The organism is Kribbella ginsengisoli (genome assembly GCF_039537185.1).
In the GTDB taxonomy this organism is placed as follows: Bacteria; Actinomycetota; Actinomycetes; order Propionibacteriales; family Kribbellaceae; genus Kribbella; species Kribbella koreensis.
The window spans coordinates 249,933-265,274 of record NZ_BAABAA010000002.1; the positions used below are offsets into that span (position 1 = coordinate 249,933).

Here is a 15,342-nt window from a genome sequence, read left to right on the forward strand (position 1 = left end):
AAAGCAAGGAGGGCGGGGGAATCAGCTGTCGGTAGCCCTGCGGAACTCCTCGCGGGGAGTCTGCAGGCTACCGAGGCTGGTGACCTCACGCCGGAAGAACAGGGCGAGGGTCCAGTCCAGGATGACCCGGGCCTTGCGGTTGAAGGTGGGCACGCGGGACACGTGGTACGTCCGGTGCAGGAACCAGGCCGGCCAGCCCTTCACCTTCACGCCGTACAGCTGGGCAACGCCCTTGTGCAGGCCGAGGCTCGCCACCGAGCCGACGTACTTGTGCTTGTAGTCCTGCGGCGGCTGACCGTCGACCACGCGGAGGATGTTCGCCGCGAGACGGTTGGCCTGCCGTACGGCGTGCTGCGCGTTAGGTGCGCAGTACGCGCCGGTCTCGGACGTCAGGTCCGGTACTGCGGCGTTGTCGCCGGCGGACCAGGCGTCGCTGACCCCTTCGATCCGCAGGTTGGCCAGGCACTTGACCCGGCCGCGCTCGTCCAGCGGGAAGCCGGTCTGGGCGAGCGCCGGGTTGGCCTTCACGCCGGCCGTCCAGACGATGGTGTCGGAGTCGAACTCCTCGCCGTCGCTCAGTACGACATGGCCCTTCTCGCAGGACTCCAGCCGGGTCTCGAGCTTGATGTCCATGTTCCGCTTGCGCAGCTGCTCGACGGTGTACTGCCCCAGCTCGGGGCCGACCTCGGGCAGGATCCGGTTGGTGGCCTCGACGAGCACCCAGCGCATGTCGTCGGGCGTGATGTTGTCGTAGTACCGGGTGGCGTAGCGGGCCATGTCCTCGAGCTCGGCGAACGCCTCGATCCCGGCGTACCCGCCGCCGACGAAGACAAAGGTGAGCGCGGACTTGCGCAGCGCGGGGTCGGGCTGCGAGGACGCGACGTCGAGCCGGTCGAGCACCTTGTTGCGGAGCGCGATCGCCTCTTCGACGTTCTTGAACCCGGTGGCCTCCTCGGCCAGCCCCGGGATCGGCAGCGTGCGCGCGATCGAGCCGATCGCGATCACGATCTGGTCGTAGGCGAGCTCGTAGTCGGGGCCCTCCTCGGGCATCACCTGGGCGACCTTGCGCTCGTGGTCGACGCCGACCACGCGGCCGGTGACCACCCGGCAGCCCTTCAGCGTCTTGCGCAGCGGCACCACCACGTGCCGCGGCTCCACCGAGCCGGCCGCGGCCTCGGGCAGGAACGGCTGGTACGTCATCACCGAACGGGGGTCGACCACGGTGACCCGGATCTTGCCCCGGCGGGCGGCCTTGCGCAGGCCGTACGCCGTGTACATCCCGACGTAACCGCCTCCGACGACGAGGATGTGCGGTACCTGGGCTGCCATTGCCTTCACTCTCCCTGAGTGCTGTTCGAACTTCATGTCCACTTCAGGATACCCGGCTCGTGAAAACTTTCACAAACCATCTTCCGGGTGATCTCAACCACCGGAAGTCCCCCATCAGGGGGACCTTCGTCCCCTATCCTGCGTCCTGCCCCCGCCCACACCTAGCGCTGACCCCACCGGTAACACAACCGCAAGTCACAGTCCGGCGATCGTTTTGGCTCGGGTGAGGACCGCGTCGGTCATGGGTTCGGTGAGTTTGCCGGTGAAGGTGTTTTGCTGGCTGGGGTGGAAGCAGCCGAGGACGGTGACTTCGCCGTACGGGCCCGGTACTACGTACTCCACCGCGTGCCCGAATTTCGGACGAGGGCTGGGCACCACCCCGCCGACGGCTTGCAGCGCGTTGAGCAGCACGTCGAACCCGAACTTCCCGAGGCAGACGATCGCCCGAGTCGACGGCAGCACCAGCTCCAACTCCGCGTGGAACCAAGGCGCGCAGTTGTCGCGCTCCTCCGGCGTCGGCTTGTTGGCCGGTGGCGCGCACCGGACGGCCGCCATCATCCGCGCGCCGATGAGCCGCAGCCCGTCGCCGGCGTGCTCGCTCGTCGGCTGATTGGCGAGACCAACGCGGTAGAGCGACGCGAACAGCCAGTCGCCCGAGCGATCGCCGGTGAAGACCCGGCCTGTGCGGTTGCCGCCATGAGCCGCGGGAGCCAGGCCGGCTATCAGCACTCGCGGCGATGGGTCTCCCCAGCCAGCGATGGGCCGACCCCAGTACGGCTGGTCGGCGAAGGACTTTCGCTTGCCGAGAGCAACATCTTCGCGCCACTCGACCAGCCGGGTACACGCACGGCAGACGGACACCCTGGCGTCGAGTTCTGCCAGGTCGTCCGTCTGCGCGAGTTTGAGGACCTCGGCCGCGTCGCGTGCGGCCGGAGTACCAACTGCCGCTGGATCTTCGGGCCAGCCGGTTCCCGGTGGTACCGGACTGTCGAACAGCTCCCCGGTCAACGGGTGCGGCAGCTTCATGCCCTCAGCGTAGAGCCGATCAGCTGACCAACTCTTCGAGGACCGGAGCCGGCGCAGCGATCCGGCGAGCGGTCGGGATGGCCAGCGCCAGCAGGACCGCGGCCGCCGAGAAGGCTGCGAGCAGGTAGAAGGTGTCGGTGAAGCCGGATTCGGCGGGCAGACCCGACGGCTGGAGGTGGCCGGTGATGACGGAGCTGGCGACCGCAGTACCGATGGATCCGCCGATGGTGCGGATGTTGGCGTTCATCCCGGTGGCCGCGCCGGTCTGCTCCCGCGGCACGTTCTGCACGATCAGGCTGGTCATGGATGCGTACGCCAGGCCTAGCCCGATCCCGAAGAGCGCCGTCGAGAGCGCGAGCTGCCAGGGTGAGTCGTGGAGCCGCGCGAACAGCAGCGCCGCGACCAGACTCAGCGACGATCCCGTGACCACCTGAGCCTTCGGCCCGAAGCGCGGCGCCAACGGTCCACTGAGCGAACCGGCGACGGCCATGGTGACCAGCATCGGCAGCATCAGGAGTCCGGCCTGCGTCACGCTCGAGCCGAATCCGAAGCCCGCGGCCTTGGGGATCTGCACGAACTGCGGCACGAACGCGTAGACGGCGAACATCGCGGCGCCGAAGAGCAACGCCACCAGGTTGGTCGTCCAGACGGCCGGCAACCGCATCATCCGCATGTCGATCAGCGGGTTCTTCGAGCGGAGTTCGACGGTGATCCAGCCGATCAGCAGCACCGCGGCCGCGGCGAAGAGGCCGACCGTACGGGCCGATCCCCAGCCCCACGAGCGGCCGGTGCTCAGCGGGAGCAGCAGGGCAATCAGCCAGCCGGACAGCAACAGGGCGGCGAGCCAGTCGATCCGGCCGGGGACGCGATTCGGCGACTCGGGGACGTACCGGCGTACCAGCACTGCGGCGGTCGTGACGACGACGAGCGGGATCCAGAACAGCCAGCGCCAGCCGAGCGCCTGGACGATCGGGCCGGCCAGTACGATGCCGAGCCCACCGCCGGCCGCGATCACGGCCGACACCAGGCCGACCACGGACGGGACTCGCTCGGTCGGGAACTCGTCGCGGATGATGCCGAACGACAGCGGGAAGACCGCGCCGCCAAGGCCTTGGACAACACGAGCTGCGATCAGTACGCCGATGTTCGGCGCGATCGCCGCGAGCAGACAACCGACCGCGAGGGCGACCAGAGCAATGAGCAGCGTGCGCTCCTTGCCGACCATGTCGCCGACCCGGCCGAGCAGCGGGGTCGACACCGAGACCGACAGGAGCAGTGCGGTGAATACCCAGGTGACCAGCGCCGGGGTGGTGTGGAGGTCGTGCTGGATCAGCGGCAGGGCTGGGGTTACCAGCGACTGCAGCATGGAGAAAGCAGCCACGACGGACGCGAGCACAGCCAGCGTCGTACGTGGTGAGTTATGCCTGATTCTGGGCATGCAGAAGTCCTTCAGGAGAGTGTGGGTGTACCCCGATCTGCTAAAGTCGAGGTATGCCTCCACTATAGCGGAGGAATGCCTCCGGTTCTAGTAGATAGGGTTGCTGGGGTGACCGAGACCACAAGTGCCCGCGGAAGTCTGGGCGTCGCGATCAAGCGCCCGCACCGCGCGGACGCCCGCCGCAACTTCGACGCCCTGCTGGCCGCCGCCCGGGACGCCTTCGCCGAGCACGGCTCCGGGGCGTCGCTGGAAGACATCGCGCGCCGCGCCGGGGTCGGCATCGGGACGCTCTACCGGAACTTCCCGACCCGGCAGGACCTGTTCGACGCCGTCTACTTCGGCGAGATCGAGGAGCTCTGCCAGGCCGCGGACGAGGTCGCCGATCTGCCACCGTGGGAGGCCTTCGAGACCTGGCTGCAGCGCTTCGTCGGGTACGCCGCCACGAAACGAGCCATCTACGAGGAACTGAACCGCGACTCGGACCTGTTCCGTACCGCCCGCGAGGCGATGTACGACGCCGGCCAGCCCCTCTTCGACCACGCCCAGCAGTCCGGCGCGATCCGCCCCGACACCAACTTCGACGACGTCCTCCGCATGGTCAGCGGCCTGACCGCCGCCGGCTTCGTCGACGACGCCCAGCGCACCCGCGTCCTCAACCTCGCGCTAGACGGTCTCCACCCGCGCTAGCGCCAGGGCCACGCCGTCGAGGATGTCGTGTTCGGAGACCAGGACGCCGTCGTAGTCGAGGCGGTCGTGCAGGCGTTGGAGGATCAGGGCGCCGGCGCCGATGACGTCGACGCGGCCGGGATGGATGGCCGGTACTTCGGCGCGCGCCATTCTCGTCGAGCCCATCAGCCAGGAGGTGGTGTCGAGGAGCAGGTCGGCGGGGATCTTGGCGTGGTGGATCACGCCGGGGTCGTACTCGGTGAGCTTGAGCGCGACGGCGGCCACCGTGGTGACCGTGCCCGCGACGCCGATCAGGCAGCGCGCCTTCGACAACGGCACCACGGTCGAGTCGAGTAGTGCGTCGACGTCCTTGGTCGCGGCGGCCATCTCCTCGACCGTTGCGGGGTCGGAGTGGAGATGCCGTTCGGTCATTCGGACCGAGCCCATGTCGAGGGACTCCGACGCGATGACGCCGTCGGCGTCGCCCAGGACCAGTTCGGTCGAGCCGCCGCCGATGTCGGCCACCAGATACGGACCCGGTACCTCCAGCGCGGCCAGCCCGCTCGTCGCTCCCTGGAAGCTGAGCGCGGCCTCTTCGGCGCCCGAGATGATGTCCGGCATGACTCCGAGCCGCTCGGACACCCCGGCGAAGAACTCGTCCCGGTTGCTCACATCCCGCGCCGCCGACGTCGCGACGAACCGCAGTCGGTCCACACCGGCAGCACGCACGATTTCGGCGTACTCCGCGCAAGCGGCGAAGGTCCGTACCAACGCATCGGCTGCAAAGGCGCCCGAAGCATCGACGCCCTGCCCCAGCCGAACCACCCGCATCTGCCGATCGACCTCGGTCAACTCGCCATCGGCATAGTCCGCGATCAGCAACCGGATCGAGTTCGTCCCACAGTCGATCGCAGCGACCCGTACCGACTCCGCCTCACGAGCGGCGTCCGAATCGGCCGAGCCGCCAAGCACATACCCCTCGCCCGGCGCGGCGTCAGACACAAGGCCCCCGTCGGCCCCAGTCGGGGAGCATCGCCAGGGCCTCATCGCCCAGCGGATTCACCCCAGGCCCGGCCGCCAGCGAGTGCCCGACCAGCACATGCAAGCACTTCACCCGGGTAGGCATCCCACCCGCGCTGATCCCCTTGATCTCGGGCACGTCGTCACCGAGCGCCTCGCGCCGACGCAGGTAGTCCTCATGCGCCGACCGATACCGAGCAGCCAGCTCCTCGTCCTCCGCCAGCCGGTCCGTCATCTCCTTCATCACGCCGTCCGCCTCCAGTGTGCCGATCGCCGACGCCAGCCGGGGACAGGTCACGTAGTACGTGGTCGGGAACGGCGTGCCGTCGGGAAGCCGCGGCTCGGTCTCGACCACATCGGGCAGCCCGCACACACAGCGATGAGCGATCGAACGGATCCCGCGGGCGGGGCGGCCGAGTTGCTCGCTGACGGCCGTGGCGTCTTTAGATGACCCCGTCTCGGGTGTAACGCTCACCTGCTGCCCTTCGGTGGTGCGGTCAGTACCGGTTTGGGGGTCGGCTTCGGGGTGGCCGGTTTGGCCGGCGCGGGCGGATTGCCGGCGCCCTCGACGCTCCCCCACAGCTTCGTGTACCAGGTCGGCTTCTGCGGATCGGCATGCGGATCAGCCGGCCCCGCGGGCTCGGGCGGCGCCCCGACAGGCTTGCCGTCCGCGCCGATCACCCGGTACCCGACCTCGCCCGGCATCACCCAGCCGAGCCGCTGCCGGGCCTGCGCCTTGACGTAGGCGTCATCGTTCCAGCGCTCGACCTCTTCGCCCAACTGGTCGACCCGCGTCTCGCGATCGCGGATCTCCTGCTGCAACGCGCTGATCTGCTGATGCTGGTCGAACCAGACCCGCAGGCTCTGCGCGTACGAAACGATCAGCGCCCCGAGCACGAGCAGCACGACGGCTGCCCGGCCGGTGAGGTTGCGCGAACCCCTGGTCCGGGGCGTGCCCGGACCAGGGGTTCCCGTCGTACGACGTTTGGGCTGGTTGCCGTCCCTGCGGGCAGGCGGGCGCGACTGGCTACGACTCGTCGGTCGCGAGCCTGGGCGCGCACCTGGATCCCGGCGGGAGGACATCTCCAAAGCCTACGTCGGTCAGCCCTTGAATCGCGGGAAGGCCGAGCGACCGGCGTACCGGGCCGCGTCGTCGAGCTCTTCCTCGATCCGGAGCAGCTGGTTGTACTTCGCCGTACGGTCGGACCGGGCCGGCGCGCCGGACTTGATCTGGCCGCAGTTGGTCGCCACCGCGAGGTCGGCGATCGTGGTGTCCTCGGTCTCGCCGGACCGGTGGCTCATCATGCAGGCGAACCCGTTGCGGTGGGCCAGGTCGACGGCGTCCAGCGTCTCGGTCAGCGAGCCGATCTGGTTCACCTTGACCAGCAGGGCGTTGGCGGCCTTCTCGTCGATGCCGCGCTGCAGCCGCTCGACCTGGGTGACGAACAGGTCGTCGCCGACCACCTGGATCTTGTCGCCGAGCTGGGCGCTGAGGTTCTTCCAGCCGTCCCAGTCCTCCTCGTTCAGCGGGTCCTCGATCGACACGATCGGGTACGCCGCCACCAGGTCCGCGTAGTACGCGATCATCTCGTCGGCCGACTTCTTGCCGCCCTCGAACGCGTACACACCGTCGGTGTAGAACTCGCTCGCGGCCACGTCCATGGCCAGCGCGATGTCCTCGCCCGGCTTGAAGCCGGCTCGCTCGATCGCGACCAGGATCAGGTCCAGCGCGTCCCGGTTGCTCGGCAGGTTCGGGGCGAAGCCGCCCTCGTCGCCGAGGCCGGTGGACAGGCCCTTCTCCTTCAGCACGGCCTTCAGCGCGTGGTAGACGGTCGCACCCTGCATCAGGGCGTCGGAGTACGTCGACGCGCCGATCGGGGCGATCATGAACTCCTGCACGTCGACATTGCTGTCCGCGTGCGAGCCGCCGTTGAGGATGTTCATCATCGGCACCGGGAGCACGTGCGCGTTCGGGCCGCCGACGTAGCGGTAGAGGTCCAGGCCGGCGCTCTCCGCGGCCGCCTTGGCGACGGCGAGGCTGACGCCGAGGATGGCGTTCGCGCCCAGCTTGGACTTGTTCGGCGTACCGTCCAGGTCGATCAGGGCCTGGTCGATCAGCCGCTGCTCGTGGACGTCGTAGCCGACGATCTCCTTGTCGATGTCCTCCAGGATGGCCGTGATGGCCTTCTGGACACCCTTGCCGCCGTAACGGGACTTGTCCCCGTCACGCAGCTCGACGGCCTCGAACTGGCCGGTGGAAGCTCCCGACGGCACTGCCGCCCGGGAGACGGTGTCGTCGTCGAGGAGAACCTCGACCTCGACAGTGGGGTTACCGCGCGAGTCAAGAATCTCGCGGGCGCCGACGGCCTCGATGGTGGCCACATCTACTCCCTTGTTCACACCTGATGTCAGCCCCGAGCCTAGCGGCCAGACCAGTCGGCCCCGTGGACCGCGTCGGTCTTCAGCACTTGGGAGATCGCTCCAGGAGGCACCGACCGGACCAGCAGAACCCCGTTGGGAGCTTGGAAAACCGGCTGATCGAGCTTCGCCGGATCGATCCCGAGCAGCACGTCGACCCTGGATCGCCTGCCCACATGGCTGTTCCGGCTCGGCGCGAGGTGGACGTGGGTACGCCGCCCGGGCTGTAACCCTTCGCGCAGAATCGCCTCGAGGACTGCTTGATTCGTCCCATGCCAGAGCTCTTCGACAGGCCGAACCCGTCGCCAACTGTTCTCCAAAGCTTCACGGGTGACCGGCATTCCCGCCGCGGAGTGCCCCTGACACGCCCGAATTCGCTCTCCATCGACCTGCAGGCGCGCCTTGTCGTTCTGCTCGACGGCCGCTGCGAGCGCAGTACGGTCCATCTCGAGGAGTTTGCAGACGTCTTCGATCAGCGCCCAGCCGTCAGCACTCATCGCGAGCCCCCGCTCACCGCCTGTATGCCTGAGCAACCTCGAAATCGCCCGGCTGTCCTTGCTCACCGACTCATCATTTCAGGACGTGGCGCTGGAGTAGCTCGCGCAGCAGGTCGAGGCGCTGGTCAGCCGGGCGGTTGCGGCGGGTGACGAGGTAGTAGCGAATCGGTGGGAGGTCCTTGACAGGGATGGTTCGCACGGCGGCCGGCGTACGGACGAAGCCGTTGACGACGGCCGGGCCGACGCCGAGCCGGACGAAGTGGACCAGGAGATTCCAGCCTTCGGCCTCCACCGCGACGGTCCAGTCAACACCGGCGTCGAGCAGGCTGCGTTCGAGCTGCTGCCGATGGGGGCGGGTCTTCGGCGGTACGACGAGCGCCTCGCCATGGAGATCCTTCAGCCGGACCGTACGCCGGTCCGCCAGGCGGTGGCCGGGTCGAACCGCGAGCACTTGCGGGTACTGCGCGAGCGGCTCGCAGTCGAGGTCGTCCGGCGGGATGGTCAGCGCCGTGACCCCGAAGTCGGCGCTGCCGTCGCGGATGGCGGTGACGGTGGCGTCGGAGTCCGTCGTCATCAGCCGAAGACCGGGCTCACGGGCGAGGTAGCGGCGGAGGACCTCGCCGATGACATACAGGTATGCCCCCGAACCGGCCGCGAGGACAAGCGGTCGCGGCGGCAAGACGTCGAGCTCGTCGAGGAACGCTGCGGCCCGAGCACGGCTGTCGTTGGCGAAGGCGGCCAGCTGATCACCCGTCGCCGTCAGCAACAGCTTGCGCCCTTGGCGCTCGTACAGCTGTTTCCCCAACGTCTGCTCGAGTTTGCGGACCCTCGCATGCAGCGCGGGCTGGCTCACATGCAACTCGCCGGCCGCGTGCGTGAAGTTCCGATGCTTGGCGAAAACAGCGAAGGCTTCCAGGTCCTCAGCCACCAACCGATCCAGAATCATCACCTCAAACTATAGCTCCGGCGTCTGTTAATAGTTCTGTCGACATAGTGCCCCAGCGCACGATCACCCCATGAACAGATTGGGAATCGACATCGGCCGCGTCATCATCAACAGCCCTCCCGGCCAGGACACCGCCTTCTTCGGCGGCACCCCCGAAGCCGCCCTCCACACCCCCGCCGTCCCCGGCGCCTTCGACACCATCCCCCGCTTGGTAGACCTCTTCAACGGCCAAGCCTGGCTCATCTCCAAGTGCGGCCCCCGAATCCAGCAACGCTCCCTAGCCTGGCTCCGCCACCACGACTTCTTCCCCCACACCGGCATCCCCGCCGAAAACATCCGCTTCTGCCTACGCCGCCCCGACAAAGCCATCCACTGCGCCGACCTAGGCATCACCCACTTCATCGACGACAAGGCCGACGTCCACGCAGCCCTCCGCGGCTTAGTCCCCCACCGCTACCTCTTCGGCCCCCAAAGGTCCGTCCCAGCCGACCTCACCCACACCCCCACCTGGCCCACAGCCGAGGCCGCAATCCGCACTGACCTCGCCCCCAGCTCGGCGATCGGGCGGGCCGCTCAGGGGCGACTGGCAGGTTATTCGACCGCTAGCGCCCTGTGCAGCACCAGCGGCCGAATAACCCGCCAGCGGCCGCGGGTTGCCGGTCAACCCAACGCTCCACAAGACGGCCGTCGGGCCTGCGTCGGAGGAATTAGCCGGCTTCGGCGGTTCGTACCTGGTTGGCTAGGTGGTGGGTTGCTGTGCGGAGGGCTTGTTCTGGGTCTACGCCTAGGGACCGGGCCTGGCGGACCAGGTTCAGGAGCTCGGCTCCGATGCGGGCGTCGTCGGGTGCCGTCGAGGGGGCGGCCGCGAGTGGGGCGTCAGCGGGGAGGACCTTTGCGGCTCGGCCTAGGACTTTGTCGGCCAGGGCCAGGGCGGGGAGGGCCAGGGGGATGCCTTCCAGGACCGAGGTGCGTTGTTTTTCGGCCGCCTTGATGGATTCCCAGTTGGCTTCGACGGCGGCGGAGTCGGCCGCGGTGACGTCGGCGAAGACGTGGGGGTGGCGGCGGACGAGTTTTTCCACCAGGCCGCCGGCTACGTCGTCGATGGAGAAGCCGTCGTCTTCCTCGGCGACCTCTTCGGCGATGCGGGCGTGGAAGGCTACCTGGAGCAGGAGGTCGCCCAGTTCTTCGCGGAGGTGGATGTAGTCGCCGGAGTCGATCGCTTCGAGGGTTTCGTAGGTTTCCTCGAGGAGGTAGCGGGCGAGGCTTTCGTGCGTCTGCTCCTGGTCCCAGGGGCAGTTGCGGCGCAGGCGGTCCATCACGCGGACGAGGTCGATCAGGCGGGCGCCCGGTACGTCGTACGAGCCGTGGACGATCTCGACCTCGTACTCCGGGCGCGGCTCGCGACTCAACGAATCCGCGATGATCCGCAGCAGCGCGGGCTCGCCGTCCTCGCCGACCAGCCAGGCGACGCGGGCCCCCGACTGGGCAGCAGTCGTCAGCCAGGCCCACTGCTCGGCGACGTCGCCATCGATGTGCTGGACGACGAGTCCGGACCCGATCAGCGCCTGGACGTCAGGCCGTGAGGGTCCGGCGGAGGCGCCGATCGCAGAAGCGTCGGTGAAGACCTGCCAGGCGGCCCGGGTGAGCAACCCGGGCGCGACCCGTGGACTGGTCAGGACGACCTTGATCGAACCCGTCAAAGGCTCAGCCCTGCGGCTCGGCCGGCGGCTGCTCGCCCTGGGGCGCGGTCGGCGTCGGCGAGCTCTGCGGGGAGAGCTTCGACAGCGATCCCGAGCCTTCCTTGAGCTGGGTGCCGTCCCAGGTGCCGTAGCGGGGGGCGATGTCGACGGTGATGTTCTTCGACGCCTCCTCGATCAGCTTGGCGCCCTCGGTGCTCTGCTGCTGCGCGTTCGGCTCGGTGACCGATCCGGTGCCGCCGGCCAGCTTGATCTGACCGACCACCGCGCGCGCCGCGGCCCGCAGGAAGTCGTTGGTGACCGGGTTCGCCGCGAACTTCGGGTACAGCGACTGGTCGACGACGACCTTCATGGCCGGTTCGATCTCGGCGTCGCTGACCTTGATCGAGCGCTGGTCGAGGACCTGCGCGGCGACCTCGTTGTTCACCAGGATCTTCAGCACGGCGGCCGGGGCGATCTGCTGCTGCCCGCCGACCGCGCTCTGGATCGCGGCGGTGCTCTTGTCCAGATCGGAGACGCTGATCTCGTTGTCGCCGATCGTCGCCGCCGCGCCCGGGTGGGTGCCCGCGGCGCAACCGCCGAGCAGCAGGACCGAGGCCAGGCCCGCGCCGACTACCTGCGTCGCCCGAAGCCGTCGCGAAGTGCTCACCGAATCTCCTCGAATCTTCCAGTTCGTGGTCATACTGTCGCGCCGACCGGTTCGGCGATCACGTCGTCGATCAGTCTCGCGCACCATTGCAGCAGCTCCTGGTCGCGAAGCGGCTGACCGGCGACCGGCCGGGTGGCAGGTCTCGGCACCAGGATCGTACGCAGTTGCGGCTTGACCAGACTCTTCGGGTACAGCCTGTTCAGCCGGAGCACCTTCGAATCGGGCAGCTCGACCGGTCCGAACCGGATCAGATTGCCCTGCAGGGTGACGTCGTGCAGCCCCGCCCGGCGGGCGTGGTTGCGGAACTTCGCCACCTCGATCAGGTTCAGCACCGGCTGCGGGATGTCGCCGTACCGGTCGTGCAGCTCCTCGACCAGCTCCGCGATGCCGTCCTCGTCCCGTACGGCGGCCAGCCGCTGGTACATCTCCAGCCGCAGCCGCTGCGACGGCACGTAGTCGTGCGGCAGGTGCGCGTCGATCGGCAGCTCGATCTTGACCTCGGGCTCGTCGGCCTGGGTGTCACCCCGGTACTCCGCGACCGCCTCGCCCACCAGCCGGACGTACAGGTCGAACCCGACATCGGCGATGTGCCCCGACTGTTCGCCGCCGAGCAGGTTGCCGGCGCCGCGGATCTCGAGGTCCTTCATCGCGACCTGCATGCCGGCGCCGAGGTCGGCGTGCTGCGCGATCGTCGCCAGCCGGTCGTGAGCCGTCTCGGTGAGCGGCTTCTCCGGCGGGAAGAAGAAGTACGCGTACGCCCGCTCGCGGCCACGCCCGACCCGGCCGCGCAGCTGGTGCAGCTGGGACAGCCCGAGCAGGTCGGAGCGCTCGACGATCAGCGTGTTCGCGTTGGAGATGTCGATGCCCGACTCGACGATCGTCGTACAGACGATCACGTCGGACTCCTTCTCCCAGAACCCCTGGATGACCTGCTCGAGCTGGTGCTCGGGCATCTGGCCATGGGCGACCGTGACGCGAGCCTCGGGGACCAGCTGGCGGATCCGGGCGGCCGCCTTCTCGATCGTGTTGACCCGGTTGTGGACGAAGAAGACCTGGCCCTCTCGGAGCAGTTCGCGCCGGATCGCGGCTGTCACCTGGCCCTCTTCGTACGCGCCGACAAACGTCAGCACCGGGTGCCGCTCCTCCGGCGGGGTGGCGATCGTCGACATCTCGCGGATGCCGGTGATCGACATCTCCAGCGTCCGCGGGATCGGCGTCGCCGACATGGTCAGTACGTCGACAGCCGTCCGCAACTGCTTCAGCTGCTCCTTGTGCTCGACCCCGAAGCGCTGCTCCTCGTCGACCACGACCAGCCCGAGATCCTTGAACGCGACCTCGCCGCCGAGCAGCCGGTGCGTACCGATCACCACGTCGACCGAGCCGTCGGCCAGCCCGTCCAGGGTCGCCTTGGACTCCTTGTCGGTCTGGAACCGCGACAGCGGCGCCACGTTGACCGGGAAGGCCGCATACCGCTCGGCGAAGGTCGCGTAGTGCTGCTGGACGAGCAGCGTGGTCGGCACCAGTACCGCGACCTGCTTACCGTCCTGCACCGCCTTGAAGGCAGCCCGTACTGCGATCTCGGTCTTGCCGTAACCGACGTCGCCACAGACGATCCGGTCCATCGGCGTGACGCGTTCCATGTCGTGCTTGACGTCGTCGATGGTGGCCAGCTGGTCCGGCGTCTCCACGAACGGGAACGCGTCCTCCAGTTCGCGCTGCCACGGAGTGTCCTTGGCGAACGCGTGCCCCTTGGTCGCCTGGCGCGCGGCGTACAGCTTGATCAGCTCGCCGGCGATCTGGCGGACCGCCTTGCGTGCCCGGCCCTTGCGCTTGGCCCAGTCGCCGCCGCCCATCTTGTCGAGCGTGGGCTGCTCGCCGCCGACGTACCGGGTGACCTGGTCGAGCTGGTCGGTCGGCACGTACAGCCGGTCGCCGGGCTGGCCGCGCTTGCTCGGCGCGAACTCGATGACGATGTACTCGCGGGTGGCCTTCTGTGCGCCGGTACCAACGGTGCGCTGGAGCATTTCGGCGTACCGGCCGACGCCGTGCTGTTCGTGCACCACGTAGTCGCCCGGCGCCAGCTCCAGCGGGTCGACCGTCTTCTTGCGGCGGCTCGGCATCCGTTGCTGGGAACGCCGTTCGGCCGCCGAGCGCTGGCCGGCCAGGTCGTTCTCGGTGAGCACCGCGAACTTGATGCCCTCGGCAATGAACCCGCGATCGAGGGCGCCCTGCGAGATCTGCACGACACCCGTCGGCGGGATGCCGTCGATGCTGTCGACGGTCCGCGCGGGCAGCTCCGCCTCGGAGAACACCTCGGCCAGCCGCTGGGCCGGACCGTGTCCTTCGGTGACGCAGACGACGCGCCAGCCGTCCCGCAGCCAGCCGCGCACATCCTCAACGGCAGCAGCGGTTTCGCCGCGATACGGGTCGACCTCATGGGCCGCGACGATCCGGCTGCGGACCGCGCCGGCGTCCGGGTCGATGTCGAAGGAGACGCGCTCACCCATCGAGTCACGCAGCTCCGGCGCATCGGTCGGCGCGATCGCGAACGGCGACATGCTCCACCAGGCCAGGCCTTTGGCCAGCGCGTGGGACCGGACATCGGCCAGCGACATGTACGCCGCTGCGCCAAGGTCGATCGGAGCGTCGCCACCACCGACGGCCGCGGCCCAGGATGCCTCCAGGAACTCCTGACTGGTCGCGACCAGGTCGTGCGCCCGCGCCCGGACCCGCTCAGGGTCGCTGACGACGACGTGCGTGCCGGCCGGCATCAGGTCGACGAGCAGCTCCATGTCGTCGACGAGGACGGGCGCGAGCGACTCCATCCCCTCGACCGCGTGTCCTTCGGCGAGCTTCTCGAACAGCTCGGACAGCTCCGGGTGCTCCTTGGCCAGTACTGCGGCCCGCGCGCGCACCTCGTCGGTCAGTAGCAACTCACGGCACGGGGGCGCCCACAGGCCGTGCTGGGCGATCTCCAGGGACCGCTGGTCGGCGACTGCGAAGTACCGGATCTCTTCGACGTCGTCGCCGAAGAAGTCGACCCGCAGCGGGTGCTCCTCGGTCGGCGGGAAGACGTCGATGATGCCGCCGCGGACGGCGAACTCGCCCCGGCGCTCGACCAGGTCGACACGGTTGTACGCTGCTGCCGCCAGCCGCTCGGTGACGTCCTCGAGCTCGACCGAGTCGCCGACGTGCAGCTGGACCGGGCGGAGATCGGCGAGCCCGGCGACCTGGGGCTGCAATACGGACCGTACGGGCGCGACGAGGATCTTGATCGGGCCGGTGGTCTCGTCCGACGGGTCCGGGTGCGCGAGCCTGCGGAGTACGGCGAGACGGCGGCCGACCGTGTCGGAACGCGGTGACAGGCGCTCGTGCGGGAGCGTCTCCCAGGCGGGGTAATAGGCGACGGTGCCGGGCTCGACCAGGCACTGCAGCGCCTCGGAGAGCTCCTCGGCCTCGCGGAAGGTGGCGGTGACTGCCAGGACGGGACGATCCGCGCCCTGGGCGGCCGCGAGGGCAGCCATCAGCACCGGGCGGATCGGCCCGGGTGCGCTCAGGTCGAGGGTCGTGATGCCGTCGTTCTTGGCGTCACGAACGGCCTCGGCTACCACCGGATCGGTGATCAGGGTGTCGACCAGGCCGGCCAGTTTCACGAG

13 protein-coding genes are annotated in these 15,342 nt (G+C 68.8%); 1 reads left to right on the plus strand and 12 read right to left on the minus strand.

Features of this window, described 5'->3' with window-relative positions:
* Positions 1 to 21: 21 nt before the first annotated feature.
* The 3 genes from ABD768_RS08510 to ABD768_RS08520 form a co-directional block, all read right to left on the minus strand.
* Positions 22 to 1,329 carry an NAD(P)/FAD-dependent oxidoreductase gene (locus ABD768_RS08510; protein ID WP_343973362.1) on the minus strand — a complete coding sequence of 436 codons (1,308 nt, stop codon included), beginning with the start codon at positions 1,327 to 1,329 and terminating at the stop codon, positions 22 to 24.
* A gap of 195 nt (positions 1,330 to 1,524) precedes the next feature.
* A complete protein-coding gene (locus ABD768_RS08515; RefSeq protein WP_343973364.1) occupies positions 1,525 to 2,355 on the minus strand; it encodes a uracil-DNA glycosylase in 831 nt (276 codons plus the stop codon).
* 19 nt (positions 2,356 to 2,374) lie between these two features.
* Entirely contained in the window at positions 2,375 to 3,793 is a 1,419-nt protein-coding gene (locus ABD768_RS08520) for an MFS transporter (RefSeq protein WP_344839175.1), read from the minus strand.
* A 108-nt stretch (positions 3,794 to 3,901) separates the two neighbouring features.
* On the opposite strand from ABD768_RS08520, the gene ABD768_RS08525 reads away from it, so the two are divergent.
* Entirely contained in the window at positions 3,902 to 4,480 is a 579-nt protein-coding gene (locus tag ABD768_RS08525) for a TetR/AcrR family transcriptional regulator (protein ID WP_343973368.1), read from the plus strand.
* Here ABD768_RS08525 and ABD768_RS08530 read toward each other — a convergent pair.
* The 9 genes from ABD768_RS08530 to mfd all read right to left on the minus strand — a co-directional run bounded on the left by ABD768_RS08530 (position 4,457) and on the right by mfd (position 15,339).
* On the minus strand, positions 4,457 to 5,431 hold the full coding sequence (locus ABD768_RS08530) for a Ppx/GppA phosphatase family protein (RefSeq protein ID WP_344840715.1): 975 nt from the start codon (positions 5,429 to 5,431) through the stop codon (positions 4,457 to 4,459). The two genes, ABD768_RS08525 and ABD768_RS08530, sit on opposite strands and share 24 nt — an antisense overlap.
* Before the next feature lie 22 nt (positions 5,432 to 5,453).
* A complete protein-coding gene (locus ABD768_RS08535) occupies positions 5,454 to 5,954 on the minus strand; it encodes a DUF501 domain-containing protein (RefSeq protein ID WP_344839178.1) in 501 nt (166 codons plus the stop codon).
* A complete protein-coding gene (locus ABD768_RS08540) occupies positions 5,951 to 6,385 on the minus strand; it encodes an FtsB family cell division protein (RefSeq protein WP_343973374.1) in 435 nt (144 codons plus the stop codon). The genes ABD768_RS08535 and ABD768_RS08540 overlap by 4 nt, the downstream gene beginning before the upstream one ends.
* A 195-nt stretch (positions 6,386 to 6,580) precedes the next feature.
* Positions 6,581 to 7,861 carry a phosphopyruvate hydratase gene (gene eno, locus ABD768_RS08545; protein WP_328328397.1) on the minus strand — a complete coding sequence of 427 codons (1,281 nt, stop codon included), beginning with the start codon at positions 7,859 to 7,861 and terminating at the stop codon, positions 6,581 to 6,583.
* A gap of 38 nt (positions 7,862 to 7,899) precedes the next feature.
* Positions 7,900 to 8,460: an RNA 2'-phosphotransferase gene (locus tag ABD768_RS08550; protein ID WP_343973377.1), complete on the minus strand. Its 561-nt coding sequence runs from the start codon at positions 8,458 to 8,460 to the stop codon at positions 7,900 to 7,902.
* Between the two features lie 7 nt (positions 8,461 to 8,467).
* Positions 8,468 to 9,340: a LysR family transcriptional regulator gene (locus ABD768_RS08555; RefSeq protein ID WP_344839183.1), complete on the minus strand. Its 873-nt coding sequence runs from the start codon at positions 9,338 to 9,340 to the stop codon at positions 8,468 to 8,470.
* Positions 9,341 to 10,047: 707 nt separating this feature from the next.
* A complete protein-coding gene (locus ABD768_RS08560; protein ID WP_344839185.1) occupies positions 10,048 to 11,040 on the minus strand; it encodes a nucleoside triphosphate pyrophosphohydrolase in 993 nt (330 codons plus the stop codon).
* Between the two features lie 4 nt (positions 11,041 to 11,044).
* Positions 11,045 to 11,686, minus strand: a complete 642-nt coding sequence (locus ABD768_RS08565; RefSeq protein ID WP_343973388.1) for a hypothetical protein — start codon at positions 11,684 to 11,686, stop codon at positions 11,045 to 11,047.
* Between the two features lie 29 nt (positions 11,687 to 11,715).
* Positions 11,716 to 15,339 (minus strand): transcription-repair coupling factor, encoded by a 3,624-nt coding sequence (mfd, locus tag ABD768_RS08570; RefSeq protein WP_344839187.1) that lies wholly within the window; start codon positions 15,337 to 15,339, stop codon positions 11,716 to 11,718.
* Between the last annotated feature and the right edge of the window lie 3 nt (positions 15,340 to 15,342).